The organism is Acinetobacter seifertii (assembly GCF_016064815.1).
GTDB lineage: Bacteria > Pseudomonadota > Gammaproteobacteria > Pseudomonadales > Moraxellaceae > Acinetobacter > Acinetobacter seifertii.
In genome coordinates this window covers 3,236,530-3,262,186 of sequence record NZ_CP065820.1, presented here as the reverse complement: position 1 = coordinate 3,262,186, position 25,657 = coordinate 3,236,530, and the positions used below count along the sequence as shown (strand labels likewise).

28 protein-coding genes and 1 riboswitch are annotated in these 25,657 nt (G+C 38.4%); of the genes, 17 read left to right on the top strand and 11 right to left on the bottom strand.

Going from position 1 to position 25,657, the window contains the following annotated elements; translation table 11 throughout:
* The first annotated feature begins 71 nt into the window (after positions 1–71).
* The 3 genes from ligA (at position 72) to I8T81_RS15010 (ending at position 4,313) form a co-directional block, all read left to right on the top strand.
* Positions 72–2,108, top strand: a complete 2,037-nt coding sequence (gene ligA, locus I8T81_RS15020) for an NAD-dependent DNA ligase LigA (RefSeq protein WP_198071567.1) — start codon at positions 72–74, stop codon at positions 2,106–2,108.
* Positions 2,109–2,362: 254 nt separating this feature from the next.
* The gene (ftn, locus tag I8T81_RS15015; RefSeq protein WP_001214863.1) at positions 2,363–2,827 is read left to right on the top strand and encodes a heteropolymeric bacterioferritin subunit Ftn; all 465 of its coding nucleotides are present in this window, start codon (positions 2,363–2,365) and stop codon (positions 2,825–2,827) included.
* A 292-nt stretch (positions 2,828–3,119) separates the two neighbouring features.
* The gene (locus I8T81_RS15010; RefSeq protein ID WP_191001725.1) at positions 3,120–4,313 is read left to right on the top strand and encodes an MFS transporter; all 1,194 of its coding nucleotides are present in this window, start codon (positions 3,120–3,122) and stop codon (positions 4,311–4,313) included.
* A gap of 68 nt (positions 4,314–4,381) precedes the next feature.
* Here the strand turns inward: I8T81_RS15010 and I8T81_RS15005 are convergent, their stop codons facing one another.
* Together I8T81_RS15005 and otsB are read right to left on the bottom strand one after the other, a co-directional pair.
* Positions 4,382–5,812, bottom strand: coding sequence for an alpha,alpha-trehalose-phosphate synthase (UDP-forming) (locus tag I8T81_RS15005; RefSeq protein ID WP_049066129.1), 1,431 nt, complete (start codon positions 5,810–5,812; stop codon positions 4,382–4,384).
* Positions 5,800–6,651 (bottom strand): trehalose-phosphatase, encoded by an 852-nt coding sequence (gene otsB, locus I8T81_RS15000; protein WP_100192098.1) that lies wholly within the window; start codon positions 6,649–6,651, stop codon positions 5,800–5,802. Before otsB ends, I8T81_RS15005 begins: the two co-directional genes overlap by 13 nt.
* A gap of 354 nt (positions 6,652–7,005) precedes the next feature.
* On the opposite strand from otsB, the gene I8T81_RS14995 reads away from it, so the two are divergent.
* The 5 genes from I8T81_RS14995 (at position 7,006) to bioD (ending at position 11,661) form a co-directional block, all read left to right on the top strand.
* A complete protein-coding gene (locus tag I8T81_RS14995; RefSeq protein ID WP_077164603.1) occupies positions 7,006–7,737 on the top strand; it encodes an alpha/beta hydrolase family protein in 732 nt (243 codons plus the stop codon).
* A 93-nt stretch (positions 7,738–7,830) separates the two neighbouring features.
* Positions 7,831–9,111: an adenosylmethionine--8-amino-7-oxononanoate transaminase gene (bioA, locus tag I8T81_RS14990; RefSeq protein ID WP_198071566.1), complete on the top strand. Its 1,281-nt coding sequence runs from the start codon at positions 7,831–7,833 to the stop codon at positions 9,109–9,111.
* A gap of 1 nt (position 9,112) precedes the next feature.
* A complete protein-coding gene (locus I8T81_RS14985; RefSeq protein ID WP_198071565.1) occupies positions 9,113–10,270 on the top strand; it encodes an 8-amino-7-oxononanoate synthase in 1,158 nt (385 codons plus the stop codon).
* Positions 10,267–11,016, top strand: coding sequence for a malonyl-ACP O-methyltransferase BioC (gene bioC / locus I8T81_RS14980; RefSeq protein ID WP_198071564.1), 750 nt, complete (start codon positions 10,267–10,269; stop codon positions 11,014–11,016). Before I8T81_RS14985 ends, bioC begins: the two co-directional genes overlap by 4 nt.
* Entirely contained in the window at positions 11,017–11,661 is a 645-nt protein-coding gene (gene bioD, locus I8T81_RS14975) for a dethiobiotin synthase (RefSeq protein WP_198071563.1), read from the top strand.
* A 63-nt stretch (positions 11,662–11,724) separates the two neighbouring features.
* Here bioD and rluB read toward each other — a convergent pair whose 3' ends face one another.
* From rluB to I8T81_RS14950, 5 genes are all read right to left on the bottom strand, one after another.
* On the bottom strand, positions 11,725–12,648 hold the full coding sequence (gene rluB, locus I8T81_RS14970) for a 23S rRNA pseudouridine(2605) synthase RluB (protein WP_049066123.1): 924 nt from the start codon (positions 12,646–12,648) through the stop codon (positions 11,725–11,727).
* A 41-nt stretch (positions 12,649–12,689) separates the two neighbouring features.
* A complete protein-coding gene (gene scpB, locus I8T81_RS14965) occupies positions 12,690–13,283 on the bottom strand; it encodes an SMC-Scp complex subunit ScpB (protein ID WP_004703403.1) in 594 nt (197 codons plus the stop codon).
* The gene (locus I8T81_RS14960) at positions 13,280–14,071 is read right to left on the bottom strand and encodes a segregation and condensation protein A (RefSeq protein WP_031944538.1); all 792 of its coding nucleotides are present in this window, start codon (positions 14,069–14,071) and stop codon (positions 13,280–13,282) included. Before I8T81_RS14960 ends, scpB begins: the two co-directional genes overlap by 4 nt.
* A 224-nt stretch (positions 14,072–14,295) precedes the next feature.
* Positions 14,296–14,913, bottom strand: a complete 618-nt coding sequence (locus tag I8T81_RS14955) for an L-threonylcarbamoyladenylate synthase (protein WP_004703401.1) — start codon at positions 14,911–14,913, stop codon at positions 14,296–14,298.
* 89 nt (positions 14,914–15,002) lie between these two features.
* A complete protein-coding gene (locus tag I8T81_RS14950) occupies positions 15,003–15,665 on the bottom strand; it encodes an elongation factor P hydroxylase (RefSeq protein WP_198071562.1) in 663 nt (220 codons plus the stop codon).
* 96 nt (positions 15,666–15,761) lie between these two features.
* Between I8T81_RS14950 and I8T81_RS14945 the strand changes: the two genes are divergently transcribed.
* From I8T81_RS14945 to lysM, 6 genes are all read left to right on the top strand, one after another.
* The gene (locus tag I8T81_RS14945; RefSeq protein WP_004703397.1) at positions 15,762–16,322 is read left to right on the top strand and encodes a YceD family protein; all 561 of its coding nucleotides are present in this window, start codon (positions 15,762–15,764) and stop codon (positions 16,320–16,322) included.
* A gap of 74 nt (positions 16,323–16,396) precedes the next feature.
* The gene (rpmF, locus tag I8T81_RS14940) at positions 16,397–16,582 is read left to right on the top strand and encodes a 50S ribosomal protein L32 (RefSeq protein WP_000290730.1); all 186 of its coding nucleotides are present in this window, start codon (positions 16,397–16,399) and stop codon (positions 16,580–16,582) included.
* A gap of 152 nt (positions 16,583–16,734) precedes the next feature.
* A complete protein-coding gene (gene fabD / locus I8T81_RS14935) occupies positions 16,735–17,721 on the top strand; it encodes an ACP S-malonyltransferase (protein WP_004703394.1) in 987 nt (328 codons plus the stop codon).
* Positions 17,718–18,452 carry a 3-oxoacyl-ACP reductase FabG gene (fabG, locus tag I8T81_RS14930; protein ID WP_000191300.1) on the top strand — a complete coding sequence of 245 codons (735 nt, stop codon included), beginning with the start codon at positions 17,718–17,720 and terminating at the stop codon, positions 18,450–18,452. Before fabD ends, fabG begins: the two co-directional genes overlap by 4 nt.
* Before the next feature lie 84 nt (positions 18,453–18,536).
* Complete coding sequence (acpP, locus tag I8T81_RS14925; RefSeq protein WP_001279871.1) at positions 18,537–18,773, top strand: acyl carrier protein; 237 nt, start codon at positions 18,537–18,539, stop codon at positions 18,771–18,773.
* A gap of 189 nt (positions 18,774–18,962) precedes the next feature.
* Positions 18,963–19,436, top strand: a complete 474-nt coding sequence (gene lysM, locus I8T81_RS14920; protein ID WP_198071561.1) for a peptidoglycan-binding protein LysM — start codon at positions 18,963–18,965, stop codon at positions 19,434–19,436.
* Positions 19,437–19,481: 45 nt separating this feature from the next.
* Here the strand turns inward: lysM and I8T81_RS14915 are convergent, their stop codons facing one another.
* Positions 19,482–20,249 (bottom strand): hydroxymethylpyrimidine/phosphomethylpyrimidine kinase, encoded by a 768-nt coding sequence (locus I8T81_RS14915; protein ID WP_019457035.1) that lies wholly within the window; start codon positions 20,247–20,249, stop codon positions 19,482–19,484.
* Between the two features lie 97 nt (positions 20,250–20,346).
* Between I8T81_RS14915 and I8T81_RS14910 the strand changes: the two genes are divergently transcribed.
* Positions 20,347–21,021, top strand: coding sequence for an HAD-IA family hydrolase (locus I8T81_RS14910; protein WP_198071560.1), 675 nt, complete (start codon positions 20,347–20,349; stop codon positions 21,019–21,021).
* Positions 21,022–21,079: 58 nt separating this feature from the next.
* Here I8T81_RS14910 and ribB read toward each other — a convergent pair whose 3' ends face one another.
* Complete coding sequence (ribB, locus tag I8T81_RS14905; RefSeq protein WP_004710300.1) at positions 21,080–21,739, bottom strand: 3,4-dihydroxy-2-butanone-4-phosphate synthase; 660 nt, start codon at positions 21,737–21,739, stop codon at positions 21,080–21,082.
* 90 nt (positions 21,740–21,829) lie between these two features.
* Positions 21,830–21,980, bottom strand: a riboswitch (FMN riboswitch).
* 176 nt (positions 21,981–22,156) lie between these two features.
* Between ribB and I8T81_RS14900 the strand changes: the two genes are divergently transcribed.
* Both I8T81_RS14900 and I8T81_RS14895 read left to right on the top strand, forming a co-directional pair.
* Positions 22,157–23,938: a DUF2157 domain-containing protein gene (locus I8T81_RS14900; RefSeq protein ID WP_198071559.1), complete on the top strand. Its 1,782-nt coding sequence runs from the start codon at positions 22,157–22,159 to the stop codon at positions 23,936–23,938.
* Positions 23,938–24,498, top strand: coding sequence for a GDYXXLXY domain-containing protein (locus I8T81_RS14895; protein WP_198071558.1), 561 nt, complete (start codon positions 23,938–23,940; stop codon positions 24,496–24,498). The genes I8T81_RS14900 and I8T81_RS14895 overlap by 1 nt, the downstream gene beginning before the upstream one ends.
* Before the next feature lie 52 nt (positions 24,499–24,550).
* Here the strand turns inward: I8T81_RS14895 and panD are convergent, their stop codons facing one another.
* Positions 24,551–24,931, bottom strand: coding sequence for an aspartate 1-decarboxylase (gene panD / locus I8T81_RS14890; protein WP_004703382.1), 381 nt, complete (start codon positions 24,929–24,931; stop codon positions 24,551–24,553).
* Between the two features lie 130 nt (positions 24,932–25,061).
* Complete coding sequence (pth, locus tag I8T81_RS14885; protein ID WP_002050315.1) at positions 25,062–25,643, bottom strand: aminoacyl-tRNA hydrolase; 582 nt, start codon at positions 25,641–25,643, stop codon at positions 25,062–25,064.
* Positions 25,644–25,657: the final 14 nt, after the last annotated feature.

Here is a 25,657-nt window from a genome sequence, read left to right as displayed (position 1 = left end):
GATAATTGCAACATATCTAGTCGCAGCTCAGGGTGGAGAAATTTCCACCCTTTTTTATGGTGAATAATATAATGGCAATAACTTCCGTGATCGAACAGATGCGTCAGCTTATTCAACTGATTGCAAAGCATAACCATGCCTACTATGTCATGGATCAGCCGACAATCTCGGACAGTGAATACGATCATTTATTTCATCAGCTAAAAGCTTTAGAAGAGCAAAATCCTGAACTTATCCAAGCTGATTCACCAACAACGAAAGTAGGTGGACAAGCACTTTCAAAATTTGAGAGTGTGACGCATGTGGTGCCAATGCTTTCACTGGGCAACGTATTTAACCAAGAGGATTTATTTGCATTTGCACGCCGTGTAGAAGAGCGACTACCCAACCAAAAAGTACAATACGAAGTTGAGTTAAAACTTGATGGTCTTGCGATTTCTCTATGGTATGAAAATGGAGTCCTAGTTCGTGGTGTAACCCGTGGCGATGGTGAAACGGGCGAAGACATTACGCAAAATGTAAAAACCATTCGTAACTTGCCTAAAGTTCTGCACTCTGTAAAGTACGACATTCCGCGCTTGCTCGAAGTTCGTGGCGAAGTACTTATGCCAAAGTCTGGTTTTGAAAAACTCAATGCCGACCAAGAGGCAAAAGGTGAAAAAACTTTTGCTAACCCTCGAAATGCAGCAGCAGGAAGTTTAAGACAGCTAGATCCAAATATTGCTGCTAGTCGACCTTTAGCATTTTACGCATATGGTATTGCGCAGTGTGAGCCAAATCATAACTTAACGACCATGCATGATAGTTTGCAATGGCTAACAGAGCTTGGATTCCAAATTGCTGAGCGTCAATACTTGTGTAACTCAATTCAAGAAGTACAGCAGCGCTATGAACAAATTCAGCAAGAGCGTCCAAACCTCCAAGTTGAAATTGATGGCATGGTAGTTAAAGTCGATGACCTTAAACAGCAACAGCAACTTGGTTTCTTAAGCCGTGAACCACGCTGGGCAACCGCCTATAAATTCCCTGCACAAGCGGCACTGACTACTGTTGAGCAGATTGACTGGCAAGTAGGCCGTACTGGGACTTTAACACCTGTAGCACGCTTAAACCCTGTTTTTGTGGGTGGTGTGACTGTTTCTAATGTGACTTTGCATAATATTGGTGAAATTCATCGTCTAGATGTACGCGTTGGAGATACGGTAAGTGTTTACCGTACTGGTGACGTTATTCCTAAAGTAGAAAAAGTTTGGCCAGAGTTCCGTCCTGCTGAAGCAGAGATTGTTCATTTACCTGAAAACTGTCCAGTATGTGCATCTCCAGTGGTTATGCCTGAAGGTGAGGCTCTGGCACGCTGTTCTGGTGGTTTATATTGTGCTGCACAGCGTATTGAGGCTATTCGTCACTTTGTATCGCGTAAAGCTCTGGATATTGAAGGTTTGGGTGATCGTTGGGTTGAGTCTTTATTACACCTCGATTTACTCAAAGATGTTGCTGATATTTACCATTTGCATGAACACAGAGAAACGCTGTTGGGCATTGAAAAAATGGGTGAAAAGTCGGTACAGAACCTCATTGATGCCATTGAAGCCAGTAAGAAAACAACGCTTGCGCGTTTTATTTATGCCTTAGGTATTCGTGGGGTCGGTGAAACAACAGCTAGAATGTTAGCCAATACCTTCCAAACGCTAGAGGCTCTTAAAGCTGCTGATGTTGAAGCTTTGAAGAAAACTCCTGATGTAGGCGATATTACTGCTGAATGGATCGCTGATTTCTTCTTGGCACCGCATAACATTGAAGTACTTGATCGTTTAATTGCTGCGGGTATTCATTGGGATGCGCCAACAGCGCCAACACGTCAACCATTGAATGGTGAAAGCTGGGTCCTTACAGGTACATTAGAGCAAATGACACGTGATCAGGCGACTCAAATGCTACAAGCATTAGGTGCGCGTGTAAGTGGTAGTGTATCGAGTAAAACTAAATGCGTGGTTGCTGGTGAAAAGGCTGGTTCAAAACTAGAAAAAGCAGCGAAATTAGGTATTCCTGTCATGAATGAAACAGATTTCTTATCACTCATGGCGGGTTATGGGCAGACTTTGAGCTAAAAGACTTAGCGAAATAAGAACCATTGATTTTAGTTACAAATTTATAAATTGATGGTTTATCCCATATTTGAACGCTTGTTTGAGCTTATAATTCGGACAAGCGTTTCTTTTTGCAGAGGAAATTTAAATAACTTAAACTGCAAATGCGTATGTTTCTCATTTTAATTTGATAAAAATCATAAACTTAACTATTTTTTATTTTGCAATCATTTTTAAGATTGCCCATAATAGACTCATACGATAGGAGATTTATTATGCGTGGCAATCCAGAAGTCATAGACTATTTAAATATGCTCATTGGCGGAGAGTTGGCTGCCCGTGATCAATATCTGATCCATTCTCGTATGTATGAGGATTGGGGTCTAAACAAGATTTATGAGCGTATCGATCATGAGATGCAAGAAGAAGCTTCTCATGCTGATGCAATTATTCGTCGTGTATTGTTTTTAGGTGCCAAACCAAACATGCACCGTGAAGATATCAATGTCGGTACAGACGTTGTATCTTGCTTAAAAGCTGATTTAGCACTTGAATATCACGTGCGTGAAAAATTAGCGACAGGTATTAAACTGTGTGAAGAAAAAGGCGACTACATTAGTCGTGACATGTTACGTCAACAATTATCAGATACCGAAGAAGACCATACTTACTGGCTTGAAAAACAGTTGCGTTTAATTGAACTGATTGGCCTACAAAATTATATTCAGTCTCAAATTTAATGATTTGAAGAACCCAGCTTAAGCTGGGTTTTTTATTCACTCGTTTTAATAAAACAAAGTCACTGCTAGACGTTAATATTGTCAAATTGAATATATTCAAAGCCTTACTATATAAGGCTTTGGTAGTTACAAAAAAGTCAGAAAAATTGTGTCAGACCCCATGTTTTTTTTATGGAATTGGATATAATTTCGCCAATAAAAACCCTTGCCTGAAACTTAATATGGCAAGGGTTTTTCTATGGGGAATCGGTTGGTATGGATCGCCAATGGTTTTATGGTGAGCTTCGCGTATATGTTATTTTCCAAGTCTGCTGTTTTAGATACAGCTTCTCTCTTAAGCACACAACGATTAGCAACTCGTCTCAGCTTTTTTAGCTTGGGCTTTGCGATATCTGCTTGGGCACCACTCATTCCTTATGCACAGCAACGTTTAAACCTGAATCATGCAAATTTTGGTTTATTGCTGCTTTGCATGGGAATCGGTTCAATGATTGCTATGCCTGCGACAGGGGCTTTAGTTAAGCGTTGGGGATGCCGTCCATTAATTGCAGTGGCGACCATACTCTTAATGGTGTTATTACCAAGTTTAACGATCTGGCATAGCCTTGTATCGATGGCTGTGGCGTTATTTATCTTTGGTACAGCGGCAGGCAGCCTTGGCGTTGCTATCAATTTGCAGGCAGTTGTGGTGGAAAAACACAGCTTACGTGCACTCATGTCTAGTTTCCACGGTATGTGCAGCCTTGGTGGTTTAATAGGTGCCATGCTTGTCACCACGCTACTAGCAATTGGCCTTTCACCACTCATGAGTACGCTGTCTGTAGTCATGATTTTACTGGTCGTTAGCTTTGTTGCTATTCCATCTGCTTTAACAACATTTGAGCAAGATGAACAAGGTGCAGCTGAAATAACTGACGCACCTAAAAAAACTTCGCGCCCGAATGGTACTATTCTCTTAATTGGGATGATGTGTTTTATTGCCTTCTTGTCAGAAGGTGCAGCAATGGACTGGGGTGGTATTTATTTGACTAGTAAATATCAGCTGAATCCTGCCTTTGCGGGGCTGGCTTACACATTCTTTGCACTTAGTATGACAAGTGGTCGTTTTGCAGGACATCTCTTGTTAAAACAATGGGGTGAAAAAACCATTGTGACCTATAGTGCAATTGTTGCTGCTCTTGCTATGGTCACTATTGTGATGGCACCTGTTTGGCAAGTTGTAGTATTGGGTTATGCACTTTTAGGTTTAGGATGCTCTAACATTGTGCCAGTTATGTTTTCTCGTGTCGGCCGCCAGAATGATATGCCTAAAGCAGCAGCGCTTTCTATGGTTTCAACTATTGCATACACAGGGTCATTAAGTGGTCCAGCTTTAATCGGTTTAATTGGTCAGTGGACCAGTCTAACCACAGTCCTATCTGGGGTAGCTGTTTTATTAATCATGATTGCTGTACTCAATCGCTTTACACTTGTGAAGGCAAAATAACTTAAGCTAACTCACCAGCCGAAAAGAACATCGAGAAAAACTTCTCGATGTTCTATAAGTGTGAATTATTATAAGACATGATAAGTGGGTAGATACTTATCTTGTAATGAGAATTTAGATTTCGTGAAAGTCGGAGCATTTTCTAAATCTTTCAAGAAATTATTACGCCAATCACTCAAGTCGGTGGTTGCTAAACCCTCTATTAACTGTTCATAACGATTAATACGTTCTGCTTTAGACATCTCTAGAGCGGTTTTTAGAGTATCCATCATTGCCGCTCGATCTATTGGGTCAACAATTAAGGCCTGAGTCATTTGTTCAGCTGCACCAGCATATTTAGATAAAATTAGTACACCTGGGTTCTCTGGATCTTGAGCCGCAATATATTCTTTTGCGACCAAATTCATACCATCACGTAGTGAGCTAATCCAACAAATATCAGAATTGCGATAAATATGCATTAGGCTGTCATGTTTAACGGTGTCATAGCAGCAATCAATTGGACGCCAGTCTTCCTGTGCAAACTCTTGATTAATCAGTTCTAGCTTAGTTTTAAAACGTTGGTATAAGCGTTGATAAGCAGGAATATCTGTACGTGAAGGTGTTGCAACTTGTAGATGACGTACTAGCCTATGATATTCAGGATTGGTTTCCAAGAAGGTTGCAAATGCATTGAAACGCTCAAGTAGACCCTTTGAATAATCAATACGGTCAACACCGATAATAGTTTTTTGTCGCGGAATATCTTCAAAGTTAAATACATTTGCTGTTTGAAATGCCTGTTGGGCTTGGCGCTGAATAAGTTCAGGTTGCACACCAATAGGGTAGGACTTAATCAACACCTGACGCTTTTTATAACTGATTCGATCACTTAATATTTTTTGAGCTTCAAGTAAGCCCATACAGGTTTGCATACATGTGTTTTGGTCAGCTTGGGTTTGTAGACCAACTACATCATATTGGCAAAGGTCTTGTACTAGTTGTAACGCAACTGGAATTTTGCGCCAAATGTTTAAGCTTGCAAAAGGAATATGTAAAAAGAAACCGAATTTATTCTGCATTCCTAATTCGCGGCAATGACGAGCTACACTAAAAAAGTGATAGTCATGTACCCAAATAACATCATCCGGCTGAGCAATTTGTTTTAATTTTTCGGCAAATAAACGATTGACCCGTTGGTAAGTATTATATTCTTCAGCATCATATTCGATCAGATCGTCTCTATGATGCATAGCAGGCCATAAGACCTTGTTAGCAAAACCGCAGTAATACTGTGCATATTGCTGATGTGTAAGAGGGCAGGTAATGTAGTCAATCCCATGAGAATATGCCTGATCGAACTCAGGCGCTTCAGTATCGGTAATTTGTTGACCATTCCAGCCCAACCAAATACCGTTACTGTCATTTAATGCGTCTTGTACAGCTACTGCAAGGCCACCTGCTGAAGCCTTACCTGATGGCATACTTATTCGATTCGATAACACGATTAATTTAGACATATTTGTTCTCCATTCTGATCTTGACTATTTTTGACATATAACTTTTTTATTTTTTCGAGAAAGAAAAAAAGAAAATTAGAAACGCTGTTAATATCTTTTAATCTATATTGAGCTTCTGTTTCACCAGAACCTACTTTAATTGAAGTGCCAAACTGTTGATTAATAAATATGAAACCCGATTCATCTGTTAAGTCATCTCCTATAAATATCGGATGAATTAACGGTAAATTAAGATGATTTAATATAGTTTGAATTGCTTTGCCTTTATCTGCCTGTTTAGGTACTAATTCAACTACAAATTTTCCTCTATTTAATTTTAGTTGAGGATGAAAATATTTAACCTGTTGCATAATGTAAATTGCATTATTTTCTAATTCTGGTTTTTTTCGATAATGTAAGGCAATAGAATATCCTTTATCCTCAATTAATAAATCGGGATATTTTTCACAAGATTTTATAATATCTTCTTTTAATTTATTAAAATTAATATCACTTAAGTCTGGGCGAATATAAGTGCTAGAGTCAAAACAAATATCTAAACCATGTAGTCCAGCTATAGGAACTTCAATAGACTGAAGCAGCTTACTAGCCGTTTCAACATCGCGACCTGTTACAGCAACCACTGGTATATTTAATTCAATAATTTTTTTTATAACTTCTAATGTAGTATTAGGAATAAAACTATGTTCAGGATGAATTTGAAATGGAGCTAATGTTCCATCAATATCTAGAAATAAACAATAATTTTTATCTGAAGGTAAGGTATTTATAATATCATTGGGTGTAACAAAATATGTATCTTTTTCTCTCCCACCAGATATTATACTTTGACTATTCATATTAACCTACCCAATATTTTGATCATTAATTAATCTTCTATCATTAAAATGAATTAATGAGTCATTTTTTTTAATAAAAAAACATAAGTATTAACATTAATTACATTGCACAATGGATTTATGGGTGAAGTGTGGATTATGTTGTTTTTTGATTTGCTTCAATGTTTAGATAATTAAAGTTTTGTATGTTTCATATGAATAATTTAGGCTTTACTTATCAATATATTTCAGAATATTAACTACCTCTAAATGACTGATTTTACTTTGTGAAATTTAATTTTTATGTTGATTTTAAAAGATATTTAAAATTGATATTAATATATAATCTTGCAAAAGTTGGCTGTGGACAGGTATATGAAGTTACAAAATAAAATTTTATTGATTACAGGTTGGGGAGTAGGCATAGAACCTTTGCAATCACTTAAATTGCACTTGGAAAAAGCTGGTTTTGAAACACAACTGATTAATATTTTTAATGTTTTAGATCGTAACTTTCAAGCACAGCTTGATTTAGTGGCTGAAGTTGATGTGGTAATAGGCTGGTCTCTAGGTGGGCAGTTAGCAACTCAACTGGTTGATATTTTTTACAAGCAAACAGGGCAAACAAAAACTTTAATTACGCTTGCGTCGAATCCTTGTTTCGTTGCTCATGATAATTGGCAAACCGCAATGCCTGCTGATGTATTTAGTCAATTTAAAGGGTCTCTTTTACAGAACCCGCAAGCCACTTTAAAGCGTTTTTATTATTTGATTACACTTGGCTCATCTCAAGCGAAACAAGATTGGATGAGTGTACAAAACATCGCAAATCCACCCGCACAGGAAATACTGGTAGACGGTTTAAAAATGCTAGAACAGTTAAACTTGGTAGATAACTTGAAAAACTATTCAGGTCTACAGCTTCATCTGTTTGCTGAGCAAGATAATGTCATTCCTTGCAAAATTATCGAGAATTTTAAGGATTTCGCTACAGAAAACATGACTTATAAGTTACTAAAAGACGCTACACACGCTTTTCCTTACTTACAGGTAGAAAGAACAATTGAAGAAATCTGCCAATTTTTAACAATTCATCAGCAAAGTTAATAAGCTTTGATTGATATCGCAATTTTCTTTCATTATTAACAGGTTTAACATGTGTTCAATGAGAGATTTGAACGCTGTAAAAGGGTATAGAGGATGACCGATAATTTTGATTTGGAACATATTTGGCATCCATATACTTCAATGACCCAACCGTTACCAACATTCAAAGTTAAGCGTGCTTATGGTGCGAAGATTGAACTCGATGATGGTAAAACTTTAATTGATGGTATGTCGTCTTGGTGGTGTGCAATTCACGGCTATAACAATCCTGAACTCAATCAGGCAGTGACAGATCAATTACAGAACATGTCACATATCATGTTTGGTGGGCTAACCCATGATCCTGCGATTGAACTTGGTAAAATTCTTTTAAAAATTACACCGCCAAGTCTCGATAAAATTTTCTATGCAGATTCAGGGTCGGTTGCCGTTGAAGTTGCTCTGAAAATGGCTGTGCAGTTCTGGGCAGCACAAGGCCAACCGCAAAAAACAAATTTTATTACTACGCGTTCTGGTTACCACGGTGATACATGGAATGCGATGTCTGTATGTGATCCTGTTACAGGCATGCACCAAATTTTTGGTAGCAGCTTACCGAACCGTCTTTTCGTGGCTGCACCACAAACCAAATTCCATGAAGAATGGAATCCTCAAGATATTGCCGAGCTAGAACAAGCCATTCAGCAAAATCATGAAAAGCTTGCCGCACTCATTATTGAACCAATTGTTCAAGGTGCAGGGGGCATGCGTTTTTATCATCCTGAATATTTACGTCAGGCTAAGGCGCTTTGTGAGAAATATCATCTGTTATTAATTTTTGATGAAATCGCTACTGGCTTTGGCCGTACGGGTAAGCTTTTTGCGTGGGAACATGCTCAAGTCGAACCAGATATTATGTGCCTAGGTAAAGGGTTAACAGGCGGCTATATGACGTTATCTGCGACCTTAACAACAAAGCATGTTGCAGAAACCATTAGTCGTGGTGAGGCTGGAGTATTTATGCACGGCCCAACCTTTATGGCCAATCCACTTGCTTGTGCTGTTGCCTTGAGAAGTACGCAATTATTAATTGAGCAAGATTGGGAAGCTAATATTAAGCGAATTGAGCAACAGCTTAGCCAACATTTAGTGCCTTTAAATCAGCTTGATTATGTTGCTGATGTACGAGTGCTGGGTGCAATTGGCGTAGTAGAGCTCACTTTTAATGTTGATATGAAAACTTTACAGCAACAATTTGTAGACCGTGGAATTTGGATTCGCCCTTTTGGCAAACTGGTATATGTGATGCCACCTTATGTCATTACTCAACAAGAGCTAAGCGATTTGCTTGAACAATTGGTTGAAGTTGTTAAAACATTGCAGGGAGCGCATTAAGATGTCATTGCTTGATCATTTTGCTACAGAGTTAGATGAGTTAAAACAACAAGGTAACTTTAGACAATTTACCCAAAATGTACAGCATGACCGTTTTATTACTATTCAAAATAAAACAATGCTTAACTTAGCTTCAAATGACTATCTTGGACTGGCGGCTGATATTAATCTTCGTCAAGAGTTTTTAGATAGCTTACCTTTGGAGCGCAGCTATTTTAGTTCTTCATCGGCTCGTTTACTGACAGGTAACTTTGAAGAATATGAACAGTTGGAAAATAGCCTAAGTCAGGCATTTGGTGGTCGGTCGGCACTGCTATTTAATAGTGGCTATCACATGAATATTGGTATTTTACCCGCTGTTGCTGATAGCAAAACTTTAATATTGGCGGATAAGTTAGTTCATGCGAGCATGATTGATGGTATACGGTTATCTGGTGCGCAGTATGTACGTTATCGACATAACGATTTACAGCATTTAGAACAACTTCTGCAAAAATATCATGATGATGACAAGATTGAACGAATCATTGTGGTCACAGAAAGTATTTTTAGTATGGATGGTGATGAAACGGATTTAGCTGCATTAGTCCAGCTTAAAAAACGTTTTGCTAAAACCATGCTATATGTCGATGAAGCACACTCAATTGGTGCTCGTGGTCAGCAAGGCTTAGGATGTGCTGAACAATATAATGTCATTCAAGAAATTGATTTTCTAGTTGGTACCTTCGGTAAAGCATTAGCAGCAGTTGGTGGTTACATTATTTGCGATCCAATTCTTAAAGACTATCTTATTAATAAAATGCGCCCGCTTATTTTTACTACCTCTCAACCTCCTATTATTGTAGCTTGGGTAAACTTTATATTCCAAAAAGTATTAGTTGCTCAACCTCAGCGTGAACACCTAAAAAATATTAGCCAATATCTTCAACAAGCTGTTGTACAAAAGGGTTATGTAAGCCCGTCGACTAGTCATATTGTTCCAATTATTGTGGGAGAGAGTCAGGCTGCGATCGATAAGGCAAAACACGTTCAAGAAAGCGGCTTTTATGCCATGCCTGTACGCCCACCAACAGTACCTAAAAATAGTGCACGTTTGCGTATTTCTTTAACGTCAATGGTGCAGCAACATGAGCTTGAAGAATTGGTGAGTTTTCTGTGAGTTTGAATAAAAACTTGGTTGCCCAGCGTTTTGCCAAAGCTGGCCAAAGCTATTCAGAGCATGCAATAGTTCAAAAACAAATTTGCCAAAATTTAGCGGGCTTACTAAAGCAGTTTTGCCCAAGTACGATGTCACGTGTTTTTGAAATCGGTTGTGGTTCTGGCAATTTGACTCGTCTTATTACTGCATCTTTTCAGATTGAAAAATTAATTTTGAATGATCTGTACTCAGAGGTGCAGACGCACTTCAATCATCAAGAAAATTTGAAATGGTTGATTGGGGATATTGAAACTTTAGATTTGCCGCAACAGCTCGATATGATTGTTTCAGGTTCGGCTTTGCAATGGATGCAAGATTTACCACGTTTGCTTAAGCGTTGTAATGATGCTTTAAATGACAGTGGTTGGTTATGCTTTTCAACATTTGGCCCTAAGAACCTATTTGAAATTAAAGAGCTAACTGGACAAGGTTTAAGTTATTGGAATCTTGAAAGTTGGAACAATGCCTTAACTCAGGCTGGTTTTGAAGTTTTGCATTTATCTGAGTCAGAAACTCAGCTCTATTTTGATTCGCCTAAAGCTGTATTACAACATTTGAAAGCAACAGGTGTAACGGCAACCGCTCAGCATCGTTGGACCAAGCAAACTTTACAGCAGTTTTATCAAGATTATGATCGGTTTAAGCAGGCCGAGGGATCTGCCTTAACATACCATCCGATTTATTGTGTTGCCCGGAGAGTGAAGTAAATGAGTGGCCAGATCTATTTTGTCAGTGGGATTGATACTGAAATTGGTAAAACTTACGCGACAGGTTTTTTAGCAAAATTATGGACTGAGCAAGGTAAAAAAGTAATTACCCAGAAACTCATTCAAACAGGTAATGCTGCTATTTCTGAAGACATCGAGAAGCATCGTGAAATTATGGGACAAGGTTGGTTTCAGGAAGATCACGATAAGCTGACTATGCCTGAAATCTTTAGCTATCCAGCTTCACCTCATTTAGCAACACGCTTGGATAATAGAGAAATTGATTTTCAAAAAATTGAAAATGCGACTCAAACATTGGCTGAGCGTTTTGAAATTGTATTGTTAGAAGGTGCAGGGGGCTTAATGGTGCCCTTAACCACCAGTCTACTCACCATTGACTATGTGGCTCAGCATCAATTCCCCGTTATTTTAGTAACTTCTGGTCGTCTAGGAAGTATTAACCATACTTTACTTAGTCTTGAGGCGCTTAAGTCTCGTGGGCTGAAATTAAAGGCTCTAGTTTATAATCTAAAAGATGAATCAAAAGATCCATTAATTTCTAAAGATACTTCAAATTACTTGAAAGATTATTTAGCTATTTACTTTCCAGAAGCAGAGTGGATTGAATTGGCAAAAATGAGTTAATTTGACAACAAACTATAAAAAAACCGCTCTAATTTGAGCGGTTTTTTGATTTAAAAGTTGATCTTAGAACTTTTTAAATCCACGGTTAAGACCAGTCGATTTACGCTGAGTACCAGTGTTTGCTGGTGCTTCTTTTTCATCATCACGACGTTGTTGACGTAAGTAGCCACCACGACGCGCTGCCATTGGCTTTTCAGTCATACGGTCAGTACGACGTTTCGCCATACCAAATAAACCTGTACCTTGACGCGGTTTTAACTCAACAGATTTTGCTAAGTTGTCGATATCAGTTTTGTCGAGTTCCATCCAACGGCCAGTACGTAATTCACGTGGTAAAATCACAGTACCGTAGCGAGTACGTAATAAACGACTTACTTTAAGGCCTTGTGATTCAAAAATACGGCGTACTTCACGGTTACGACCTTCTTTCACCACAACTTGATACCAGCGGTTAATACCTTCACCACCAATTTCAGAGAAAGATTCGAACTTGGCTGGGCCATCTTCAAGCTCTACACCATTCACCATGTTTTGACGTAGTTTTGGTGTTACTTCACCCATTACACGTACAGCGTATTCACGTTCAATTTCATTAGATGGGTGCATTAAGCGGTTAGCAAGTTCACCATCATTTGTAAATAATAATAAACCTGTACTGTTAATATCCAGACGACCTACCATTACCCAACGATCATTTGCAATTTGTGGTAAATGATCAAATACAGTTGGACGTTTTTCAGGATCATTACGTGAACAGATTTCACCCTCAGGTTTATAATAAATCAGTACACGACGACGAATTTCGTCTTCGATTTGAAACTGAACTTTACGACCATCAATGCGTAATTCATCGCCTGGTTCAATGCGTTCACCCACTTGGGCAACGCTGCCGTTTACACTCACGCGTCCTGCGGCAATAACCTCTTCCATATATCGACGGGAACCTAATCCGATTCGCGCTAATACTTTTTGCAATTTTTCACTCATGACAGCACAACCTTAGACATAATGATCAACAGTCCACCTCTTTATGATTTCGGTGCATTTGCATCGAGAGCCATAAATGCTTCCTTGGCGTTCTGTAGGGGAGGCAATTGGCCTAAAGAGGCTAGACCAAAAGCATTCAGAAATTGAGGCGTTGTAATTAGCAACGCAGGTCTTCCGGGTAAATCTCTAAAACCGGCTTCTTTAATCCAGTTCCAGTCAAATAGCGTTCTGAGAATCTGACTATTATTAGATACACCACGAATTTGTTCAATATCAGCACGCGTGACTGGTTGATGATACGCAATGACAGCCAACGTTTCTAGTAAAGATGGCGACAGTTTTGTTGGTCGCTCTGGCCAAATCTGCGCAATAATATTGCGATATTTGGATCTTACCTGAAAACGAAAGCCTTGCGCAGTTTCTATCAACTCAATAGAGCGGCCATGTTGTAAGAGGGCAAGCTGTTGTAAAAGCTGACGAAGCTGTTGTTTATTATATTGATTATTAAAAGCTTCTTTTAAACGAGCAATTGAAACAGGTGCTTCACTGGCAAAAATAATCGCTTCAAGTTGCAATAAAACTTCGTGATGAATGTCAGCTAATGACAAATCGGTATTATTTTGTTCAAAACTCATGCCGCAGACCCTTGAATAGCCAATGGAGCTTCAACACCTGTCGCAATAATTTTAATCTTTTGTTGTCGGGTTAACTCTAACACGGCCATAAAAGTTACAACCATACCCATACGGCCTTGTTGCGGATTCAGTAATTCTTTAAAACTTAACACGTCGCCTGACTCTAATTTCTCTTCAATATAAGCAATACGTTCTTCTAACAGTACGGGCTCTTGTGCAATTGTATGTGTTACAGGTTCTGGGCGGTTAAATACGCAAAACAAGGCATCATGTAGCGCCGAAACATCATAACCTTCATAAACAGGTGCGATATGCCCTAAACTTACATTTGCACTAAATGTATCACGGTCAAGAACCGGCATTTGCCCTAAACGCTCAGCAGCTTGCTTAATACGTAAATAAGTCTCAAGTCGATCAATAAGATCCTGTTTAGGATCTTTTTCAATACTAATAACAGTTGGCTTAGGTAAAAGTAAGCGAGATTTCAAATCGGCCAATAAAGCAGCCATGACCATGTAGTCGGCAGTCAGCTCAATATTTAGGGATTTCATGCTATCCATATAAGCTAAATATTGAGTTGCAATAGGGGCGATATCGAGCTGAACCAAATCGAAACCATTTTTCTGAATCAGATAAATTAAAAAGTCGAGCGGTCCTTCAAACTGTTCAAGTAAAATCTCGAAGGCAGCTGGAGGAATATAAAGATCTTCAGGAATCGTGTCGTGCCACTCATCTAAAACACGGATGTGTGGAACGTCTTCCATGGATTGATGAAGTGATTGGTTCATTACGATTATAAGCCACGCGAATTTTCAAAAGCATGAGACTTGTTTTCAAGTCAATAAGAGCTGTAGCAGAAGAACAGCAGATAGTGCAAAACATTCTAAAGGAATTGTGACTTTTAATAAATTGCTTAACGACTAAAGTGTAAAAAAAATCCAAACTAAATAAAGAGTATTTTTTTTCTTGATAATACTTTTTTTTTAACTGTTGGTAAAAAGGGGGTAAGTGCTTATTCGAAAGCACTTACGTCTCCTGCACCATGACGGATAACTTCTGGATGTTCACCCGATAAATCAACAATACTGGTGGTTGTCAAAGTTCCAAACCCACCATCAATAAATACATCAATCCGTTTAGCTAACTGATTTTCAATATCGTAAGGATCATCAAGAGGGTCTTCGTGTCCTGGTAAAATTAGTGTACTTGTCAGTAAAGGTTCACCAAGTTCTTTTAATAAAGCCTGACAAATTGGGTTACTTGGAATACGTAAACCAATCGTTTTCTTTTTAGGATGCATTAACCTGCGTGGAACTTCACTTGTTGCAGGTAAAATGAAAGTCGTAACAGCAGGTGTATTTGCCTTTAATAATCTATAAGTCGCATTATCAACTTTTGCATAAGTCGCGATATCTGATAAATCACAACACATAATTGCGTATTGATGCTTAGGGCCTAAATCACGAATCTGGGCAATACGTTCCATCGCATTTTTATTACCAATCTGGCATCCGATTGCATAGGCGGCATCGGTAGGGTATACCACAACATCTCCTGCACGAATACGCTCAACCGCTTGGTCAATGAGGCGTTGTTGTGGATTTTCAGGATGTACATGTAAATGCAGCATATTTTAGAGACTCCATCACGCCAGTATTAAAAATAGTATTAGACTTTTCAAACTTGGGAAGCAAGTAACTTACGTAGTTTTTTTGTCATTTAATCAAGGAGTTCACGTTTAAATTCACTTGATTGTAACGCTGCACCTGCTCGCGTACATTGGCAAATACATTCAATGAATCGCGCTGCATCAACAGGTAATTTAGCTTCTCCAGAAAAATAGCGTTGTACTTGTGTATAAACATTATCTTTAAACTTTTTGCCATCTCCGCCATCACCTGTCAGGTTGTCGAGCGAGACTCTAAATTTTCTGCCAAAAGAATGGGAAAATAACCATTCAATCGCTTGCGGCTTAATTTCCACCTGTTCAAATAAATCTTGCTGTTCTTTAGTTCGACCATCTGGGGTGTACCAATACCCTAAATCAGGCAACAGACGACGTTTTGCGCCTGCAATTGTCCAATGGCTAATTTCATGCAGGGCACTATTGAAAAAACCATGGGCAAATTGAATTTTGGCTGGCTCATGTTCGTTTGCTGGGAAATATTCTGGTTCAAATTCTCCACGAACTAATGTCACATTATGGTGGGAAAACCAGTGATTAAAGTGTAAAATAAGCCAATCAACTTGCTCAGACTCTAATTTTGAGCTTGGCCATGGTGAGAGTTGCACCACGTCAGGTAAAAGAGTGTTTTGGTGAGTTGAATGGGTGCAAACGAGTAATGAAGTGTTAACTTCAGGTTGCGGCTGCAACAGGTGCATTGCTTAATTTACCCCGAGTTCTGTCTAAAGAAGTACAAAATTGTATCTTAATCTTTGACAGAGTACCGATGAATTTGTAGAATTGCCGCCTTAATTATGTCAGCAAATACCTTTCCGGCACAGATTGAGCCGTTTAAATGGGCTGAGCAAGGCTTTACATGGTCAGGTCAACTGCCATTGTCTCGTCTTACTCGTATTGCTCGTGAAGCTGTTGGATCAATTGATAACCAATTGATCAACATAGACTGTAAGCTATCAATGGATGCCTATCATCGCATTGTGTGGTTAGATGGTCATATGGAAACAAAAGTTCCAATGGAGTGCCAACGTTGTTTGGAACCTGTTGAAATGCCAATTGTTTCTGACTTTCATATTGCACTTGTAGATGATGAGTCACTGATAGAGCGCTTGGATGAGGATGCTGATTTCATCGTTTTAGGTGAAAGTGAGTCTTCGACAAAAGGTGATTTTGATACACCTGCTTCGATTAACTTGCTCGCATTACTAGAAGATGAACTGTTATTGTTGATGCCTTTATCTCCCAAGCATGATGCTTGTGAACATAAACATCAACCTACCATTCAGAACGTTGTCGAAGAGAAACGGGATAACCCGTTTGATGTTTTGGCAGGTTTGAAGGGTAAACTTAACTCATAATTTGTGTTATGATTATGAGATAAGACAACTGAATTTGTTCTGATCCATTTTTTCGATCTTTGTAAGGAGCCATCATGGCCGTTCAGCAAAACCGTAAAAGTCGCTCTCGCCGTGACATGCGCCGTTCACATGACGCTTTAACCGAGAATGCATTAACAGTAGACCAAGCAACTGGTGAAACTCATCGTCGTCACCACGTGACTAAAGACGGTTTCTACCGTGGTCGCCAATTATTCGCTAAAGCAGCTGATGCTGAATAATTGCATGATATGCATTAAGCGTGATGCTTAAGTATAGAAAAAATGGGAGCGAAAGCTCCCTTTTTTTGTTGTTTTTCGCAATTATAAATATACAAATTAAATGTTAAATTTCCGCTCCAGAGAAATGAGTGAAAACCCAAAAAGGATTTCTTATGTCTGCTAAACGTCTTGAACAAGTAGCTTTAGCCACAAAAACTGCATTTGTGTTTCCGGGTCAAGGTTCACAAAAAGTTGGTATGCTCGCTGAACTCGCAGAACAGTTTAGTGGAGTTGGGCAAACTTTTGCTGAAGCTTCAGACGCGCTAGGATTTGATCTTTGGCACATTGCGCAAAGTGGTGAAGGTTTAGACCAAACACAAAACACCCAACCTGTATTATTAACTGCTAGCATCGCTTTATGGCGTCTTTGGTTAGATTTGGGTGGTTTAGCACCTAAATACCTTGCTGGTCACTCTTTAGGTGAATACAGCGCTTTAGTTGCAGCGGGTTCAATGAGTTTGGCAGATGCAGTTAAATTAGTTAATTTGCGTGGAAAACTCATGCAAAGTGCTGTCCCTCAAGGGGAAGGTGCGATGGCTGCAATTCTTGGTTTGGCCGATGATAAAGTAGTTGAACTATGCCAGAGTGTAACTGCATCAGGTCAAGGTTCAGTTGAAGCTGCAAATTATAATTCACAAGGTCAGGTTGTAATTGCGGGCAGTACTGCATCTGTACAGCAAGTGATGGCATTAGCAAAAGAACAATCTGCTAAAGCAATTGCTTTACCAGTTTCTGTACCTTCGCATTGTTCATTGATGAAGCCTGCTGCAGAAAAATTTGCAGAAGCTTTGGAACAAACTGCCATTGAGCTACCTACCATTCCTGTAATACAAAATGTCAACGCGGGAATTGCTACCGATGTTGCTCAATTACGTCAGGCATTAACAGCACAATTGTACGAGTCTGTGCAATGGACACGTACCATGCAGTCTCTTCAAGACCAAGGTATTCAGTACATTGTTGAATGTGGTCCTGGTACAGTATTGAGTAATCTCGCAAAGCGTTTACCAAATATCGAAAAAGCTTTTTCTATTGATAGTAAGAGCAAAATGGAAGATGCCCTAAATGCTGTTTTAGTGGCAGAAGGAAAAATTGCATGACACAAGAACGCAAAGTTGCATTAGTAACGGGCGCGAGTCGGGGCATTGGCGCTGCAATTGCCCAGCAACTTATTCAAGACGGTTATTTTGTCGTAGGTACTGCGACTTCTGAATCTGGTGCACAAAAGCTAACAGATAGCTTTGGTGAACAAGGTGCAGGTTTGGCGCTAGACGTGCGTAATCTCGATGAGATTGAAGCAGTAGTGTCTCATATTGAACAGAATTATGGTCCTGTACTTGTTCTCGTTAACAATGCAGGTATTACGAAAGACAATTTGTTGCTTCGTATGTCTGAAGATGATTGGGATGACATTCTCAATATCCACCTTAAAGCCGTTTATCGTTTATCTAAACGCGTACTTAAGGGCATGACGAAAGCACGTTTTGGTCGAATTATTAATATCAGTTCTGTTGTTGCTCATTTTGCAAACCCAGGCCAAGCAAACTACTCTGCTGCTAAAGCAGGTATTGAAGCATTCAGCCGTAGCCTTGCAAAAGAGATGGGTAGCCGCCAAATCACTGTAAACAGTGTGGCACCAGGTTTTATTGCAACAGAAATGACAGATGCACTTAGTGAAGACATTCGCAAAAAAATGAGTGATCAAGTGGCTTTAAATCGTTTAGGTGAGCCACAAGATATCGCAAATGCGGTGAGTTTCCTTGCAAGTGATAAAGCAGGTTACATTACCGGTACGGTATTACATGTAAATGGTGGTTTATACATGGCCTAACGCCGATGTATAAACTTTTAAAAATTTTTATATTCAATTAAACTAGTGGCAAATCAAACGCCACAAGCAATGAGGAGAATTCCTGTGAGCGATATCGAACAACGCGTTAAACAAGCAGTTGCAGAACAACTTGGTCTTAAAGCTGAAGAGATTAAAAACGAAGCATCTTTCATGGATGACTTGGGTGCTGACTCTTTAGATTTAGTTGAACTTGTTATGTCTTTCGAAAATGACTTCGACATCACTATCCCTGATGAAGATTCAAACGAAATCACTACAGTTCAATCTGCAATTGACTATGTAACTAAAAAACTTGGTTAATTCGCATATTGCTGATTAAAAAGAAGGCCACCGTAAGGTGGCTTTTTTTATTTAATCAAAATCATTGATAGGGATACATATTTTTACAAGATCAACCTTAATTGATAGCAGAGGTGTCTCTTTTTTCAAGTATAACAATAAAGGTCAGTTTAATGACTTTACTATAAACAATAATATGAGGACTAAAAGATGGGTCTTTTTGATTTTGTAAAAGGTATTGGTAAAAAAAATACCGCACCAGCAGAACCACAACCAGCTCCAGCAACACCAGCAGAACCTTCTGCACAAGAAGTGGCAAATAAATTATTAGGATTAATTAAAAGTTTAGGCTTAGGGGTGGAAGGCCTATCCGTAACATATAATGGTTCAACTGATACTGCGACGCTTCATGGTCAAGTACAAAGCCAAGCAGACAAAGAAAAAATTATTCTTATTGTTGGTAACGTAGACCACGTTGCGCAAGTAGATGATCAAATGACGGTTGCTACTCCTGAGCCAGAAAGTAAATTTTATACGATAAAATCTGGTGATAACCTTTCAAAAATTGCGAAAGAATTTTATGGTGATGCCAACCAATATCAAAAAATCTTTGAAGCAAACCAACCAATGCTAAAAGATCCAGATGAGATTTTCCCTGGACAAGTTTTACGTATTCCTCAGTAATTGGAATAAATAAAAAGGCGCTTAAAGCGCCTTTTTATTTTGTTGTTAAAATCGTTTTGGAATCTTTTGTCCATTGGGTACAGGCGTTTCAGCATTTTTCAAAACACCAAATAGCCATGTTTCTGCATGTTGTACTGCAATTTTTAAAGAATCACCCAAAGCTAAACGACCTGCAATAAAGCTTGCTAATGAACAACCTGAGCCGTGATATTCACCTTCAAGGCGAGGGCAACTACTACTCGCTGCAAGTTCACCATCAATATATAAACTATTTTTAATGAAGTCAGGGGTATCCTCATGACCGCCTTTTACTAATACAGCTTTAGCACCCATTTGAAACAGCTTTTCTGTTGCTTGTTCTACGTCGTCAATACCTGTTAGTGCACGTAATTCGACTGTATTTGGCGTAATAAGAGTCGCTAGGGGAATCAGTTCAACAAATGCTTTAACTAAAGTTGCTTGGTCTCCTAACGAACCACCACTGTTTGCAACTAAAACAGGGTCAAGTACATATTGATAGTCAGGATGAACACGTAAAAATTCAGCAAGTGCAGCAATATTATCTGTGGTACCAAGCATACCTGACTTAACACATTTAATGGGTAAGTCATCTACCACGGCATTTGCTTGAGCTAGTAATAGTTCTTTTGAGGTTGCTTCAAAGCCAAATACTTGTTGTGAGTTTTGAATGGTGAGGGCAGTACATGCAATTGCTGCATGGGCACCACTTTGTCCAATTGCTTCGATATCGGCTTGTAAACCTGCACCACCTGAAGGGTCTAAACCCGAGAAACAAAGTACGGTTGGACGCACGGTTATTTCCTTTTCAATTTAAATTTACGTTAGTATAAGAGAGTTTGATTAAACTCTCGACCAATTGAACTAAATACTTTACTGGGTTAATGATTGAATGGCTATAAAACATATTTTGATTGATTTAGATGGAACCTTAACAGACCCTAAAGTTGGTATCCATACTTCAATTCGCTATGCAATGGACAAGCTTGGCTATCCATTAGCTGCCGATTTAAATATTGATTGGACCATTGGCCCGCCTTTAAAACCATCACTTGCAAAATTATTGGCTACTCAAGATGATGATTTAGCTGAACAAGCTTTATTGGCTTATCGTGAGCGTTTCTCGGTCATTGGTCTGTTTGAAAATGAAGTATATCCATCTGTAGTACAAACACTGAGCGCTTTAAAAGACGAAGGATATCGTTTATTTGTTGCTACTGCTAAACCAACGATTTATGCGAAACGAATTTTAGATCATTTTGAATTAAGCCAATATTTTATAGATATTTATGGCAGTGAATTGACGGGTGAGCGGACCAATAAAGCTGAACTCATTCATTATATTCTTGAGCACGAACAATTAAGTCCAGAAGAGTGTTTAATGGTAGGTGACCGTCAATATGATGTTTTAGGTGCTCGTCACAATGGTATTGAGGCGGTGGCTGTGACTTATGGTTATGGAACAGCAGAAGAACTTGCTCAAGCACAGCCAAAAGCAATGATTAATCAGTTCTCTGAACTTTTGGACTATATTGAAGAACTGGCAGCACAAAAGAAAGTTTCTTAAATATAAATAAGTTTTAATTTATAGGTTTGGCTTTGATCTAAAGCCAAACCTTTTTTATTTAAATACCGTGTTGTTGACGGTATTGAACAAGTTCTTCAATCGTAATCACGGTTAAGTGATGAGTTTGAGCATATGCTAAAACTTGAATGCCTGATGCCATAGTGCCATCTGGATTAGTCAATTCACATAACACACCAGCAGGTTTGAGACCAGCTAATCTGGCTAAATCAATTGTTCCCTCAGTATGACCACGTCGAGTAAGCACGCCACCATTACGTGCACGTAATGGGAAAACGTGACCAGGACGATTTAAGTCACTTGCAACAGCACCATCTTTAATAGCAGTTTTAATGGTTGTTACACGGTCTTTAGCAGAAACACCAGTGGTAACGCCTTGAGCGGCTTCAATAGTCACTGTAAATGCAGTATGAAACTGACTTGAGTTTTGAGAAACCATTGGTGGAAGATCTAAATGATCTGCTAACTCTTCTGTCAGACATAAACATACAATACCTGAGCCGTCACGAATCATACGTGCCATGGTCTCAACAGTTAGAGTTTCTGCTGCAACAATTAAATCTGCTTCATTTTCACGGTCAAAGTCATCCATAACCAAGACAGGTTTGCCTTGACGGATATCTTCTAATGCTTGTTGAATGCGCTGTTCAGCAGGAGAGAGGGCTGAGAAAAAAAGTTCTGGTTGAATTAAGCTAGACATAATGAAACGCTCTCGTAAAAATACGGTTGAACATTTCAGGACTGATGTAAAAACAGGCTGGCGCTGAAATAAAACGGATTTATCCCAGTTCGTCGTCTTCTTTCATCCGGACTATACCGTCGGCTTTGGAGTTTCACCAAATCTGCTCAAATTACACAATTTAAGCTCGTGGGCTTGTTAATTTATATATGAAAATTAACTTTACCACCGGTGGGGAATTACACCCCGCCCTGAAGCGATGGGTTTTATTATAGCGCGCTTGGCAAAATTGGCTAGATGCTTTTGTAGAATGCTAAGTCTCATTATGAATAAGTATTTTTAGAAATCGAAATAGGTTTTTTAACAAGAGCTTACTTGTTGGTTTTAAAAGTGAATGCTATGTTTTTTATAGAAAATTATAAATAAAACAGGTTTTTCATGCAGATTAGAGACTATTATCCCTTTAGGAATACTTTATTTATTCAGCATCTCCATATTTTTAGTTATCTATTTATGGCGGTAAGTATTCTGTATTTGATTGCTGCTAACTGGTTGATGCTTCCTGATAGCATTCAACTCAGCATTCCACCTGTTATATTACTTGTCACCGCTTGGGTGAGTGTAACAGATATCTTAAGCGAGGGAGTTCGGCAGACCTTACATGGTATTTGTGGTTTGATGATCGGTTTGAGTTTGGCTGTAATAGGACAAGTTTATCAAACAGGTGCAGACAGTTATTTATTGTTCTTGATTTGGACTTTGCTTTTATTACCTTGGTTATATCGACCTAATATTGGTATTTTTACTTTAGTTTGCATTAGCAGCCAACTTACACTTTTTTTATTTTTTCGACAGACTTTTTGGGCAGAAAAATTTCCTTATTTATATCTATTCACTCTAAATTTATTAAGCCTTATCGAGTTTTGGATCTGTATAAAGAAGTATCGTGCATTACGTTTTGTTTTTATCGCTTGGTTTACTGTCATTTCAATCATTGGAATGATTCAATACATATCGAATGCAAACATTCCTTATCTGATCTCGGCTTTCCTTTCAGGAATAATCGCTTTTTATTATTTCTTTAAAAAAAATGATCAATTATGTGCCAGTTTAATGGCTGCTGTTCTTGGTGTGACTGCAACAATATGGCTTGTAGATGGGATTAATCATTTATTTAAAGATTCTAATGAGTTCATTTTTCTACTGATTGCGGGCATTATTTTTATTTGGTTTGCACTTATTAGTTATTTCTTAATAAGAATTTTTCGCCAAAGCCGTTTTTATGTCATTCCTTTAGCAATTGGTGCTTGGCTTGCTGGTTTAGCACTTGCAGCATTTACACTCGTATTTTGGGAGACTATTTCTTTAATTATTGGCATCATCTTTGTTGCTATAGCTATAACTTTACTAACAAAATCTCAAAATTATTTCATTCGGCAATTTGCATATTGTTTATTTATTAGTGGCCAAACTGCTTTTTTATTCCATCTTGAATCTGAAACAAATCAAATTTTATGGGTGTTAATTGCCCAGATTTTTATTCTATGTATTAGTTATTTTCTTAAGCCTCATTGGTTCTTTATTTTAATTCAAATGCTCGCAACTTATGGAATAGCATTTTTCTATTTATTGCAACTAGACCATTCAATATGGTCAGTAAACTCTGTTCAAACTTATTTTAATTTAACTTTACTTAACTATTTGATCTTTAGCTTAGTACTGCTGATAGGGAATAAAGCAATTGTATCGTATGAGCGGAGTATCTTTTTATGCGTACTTGCTGTGATTTTGGTGAACTCATTCTTTGATAATTTTATAGGATTAGCATTGCTTGATCCGGCTGATCAGTCATTATGGTTTCTCTATGTCTTACCAAGTCTATGGTTATTGTGCTTTAGTTTTTTTTATCTCTATAGACAACTTCACAGTATAACTTTTTTTGCTTTTTTAATTTTTGGCATAGTACTTATTGCACTCGGCTATTTTGATGTATTCATTCTATTTGTAATTTTGACATGGGCTTTAAAAAATAAAGATCGCATTGTTTACGGTATTACGCTTCTTGTGTTCGCTACTGTACTTTGGCAACTTTATTACAGTTTGCAATTAAGTTTTCTAGCTAAAAGTGCATCAATCTTGGTGTCAGGAATTATATTGTTGGTTTTATATAGGTTGCTCCTACAAGAAGCTAAGAGCAATTTTGTTGAGGGAGAAAATTAATGAAAAAGTATTTCTCTCTTATTCTTGCAATAGTCACTGTATTAGTTTTTACAGGTTTGGTTGCGAAAAATGAATGGCATCTACATCAGAGTAAAAGTATTTTTATTAAGCTTAAGCCAGTTGACCCTCGCTCTATTTTACAAGGCGACTACATGGCGCTGGCGTATGAATTAAATTTACAATCTCTTAAATCACCATCAGGAAGCAAAGGTGATGCTTTAGATCAAGTGATTTTTAATCATGCCAATATTCCAGCAAAAGTTATTTTAGATTCACAAAATCGAGTAATTCGTACAATTTTAGACACTAATAACTCATCTGCTGGGCAAAGCTTAATTTTAAAAAATCCTGAAAATCGTTTGCAGGCTTTGTACCCAGCTTCTAGAAGCTTCTTATTTGCCGAAGGTCTAGCTCATTGCTATGAAAAAGCAAAATACGCTGAATTTAAGGTAAATATAAAGGGTGAGGCGATTCTGTTTGATTTACGAGGAGAAAAGCTACAATCTTTAAATTGTAAGCAGCAGCAAAGTTGGTGGAAGGGTGCGGTTAAGAGTTTATAGGCACTGTAAAAAAGCCCGTATTACGGGCTTTCTTGTTTTTTTTAATCTTTAATTAGGCAACTTGTACAGGAATGCAGTTCGCTGTGTGGTTGACTGTATTATTTGGATTTGCATAGACCAAACGTGGTTTGTGAGCATTTGCTTCAGCTTCTGTGAAGTCACCAAACGTAGCAATAATAACTAAATCACCAACATCTGCTTGGTGAGCAGCACCACCGTTTACTGAAATAATGCCAGAGTTGTCTTCACCACGGATCGCGTAAGTTGTGAAGCGCTTGCCATTAGTTACGTTCCAAACGTGGATTTCTTCGTATTCACGAATACCAGCTAAATCCATCAATACGCCATCAATTGCACAAGAACCTTCATAGTGAAGTTCAGCATGGGTTACAACTGCACGGTGAATTTTGCATTTTAATAAACGAGATAGCATGGCTAGCGTCTCCTGAGTAGACCTAAGAAGATCTTATAGTGAAATCTTTTGCCTTTGCCGTTCTAGCAAGGTGGCTGATGCGCATTTTGCTCCTAAAAAAGCAAGATAGCAAGCTTGATTGTTCAACAATTTAAGCTGGTTTATACGCATTAATTTGGTTCATAGCTTGTGATACCTGTCCTTGAACAAGTAACTTCACTTTAGAGAGAGCATGATCAATTGCTCCGTCCATTAAGCTTTGTTCACTGCTTGGCGCTTTTCCAAGTACATGCCCAGAAACTCTTTCTTTTGAACCTGGATGTCCAATACCAATTCGTAAACGATGAAAGTTTGGACCAATATGTGGGACAATATCACGTAAACCGTTATGACCACCGTGCCCACCGCCTGTTTTAAGACGAATTACACCAGGATTCATATCAAGTTCATCATGAGCAATCAGAATTGCTTCAGGAGCAATTTGATAGAATTTTGAGAAAGGAACAACACTTTGACCGGAACGGTTCATATACGTCGTTGGTAGAAGTAAGCGAACATCATGCCCTTCTATATTACCACGACCACTGATTCCGTGAAATTTTGGATCATTTTTTAATGTAATGCCATATTTATCTGCAAGCTGTTCAACGAACCAAAAACCTGCATTATGGCGGGTTTGGGCATATTCTGAACCAGGATTGCCCAAACCAACAATTAGCGAAATATTTGACACTAATTTACGCCTTT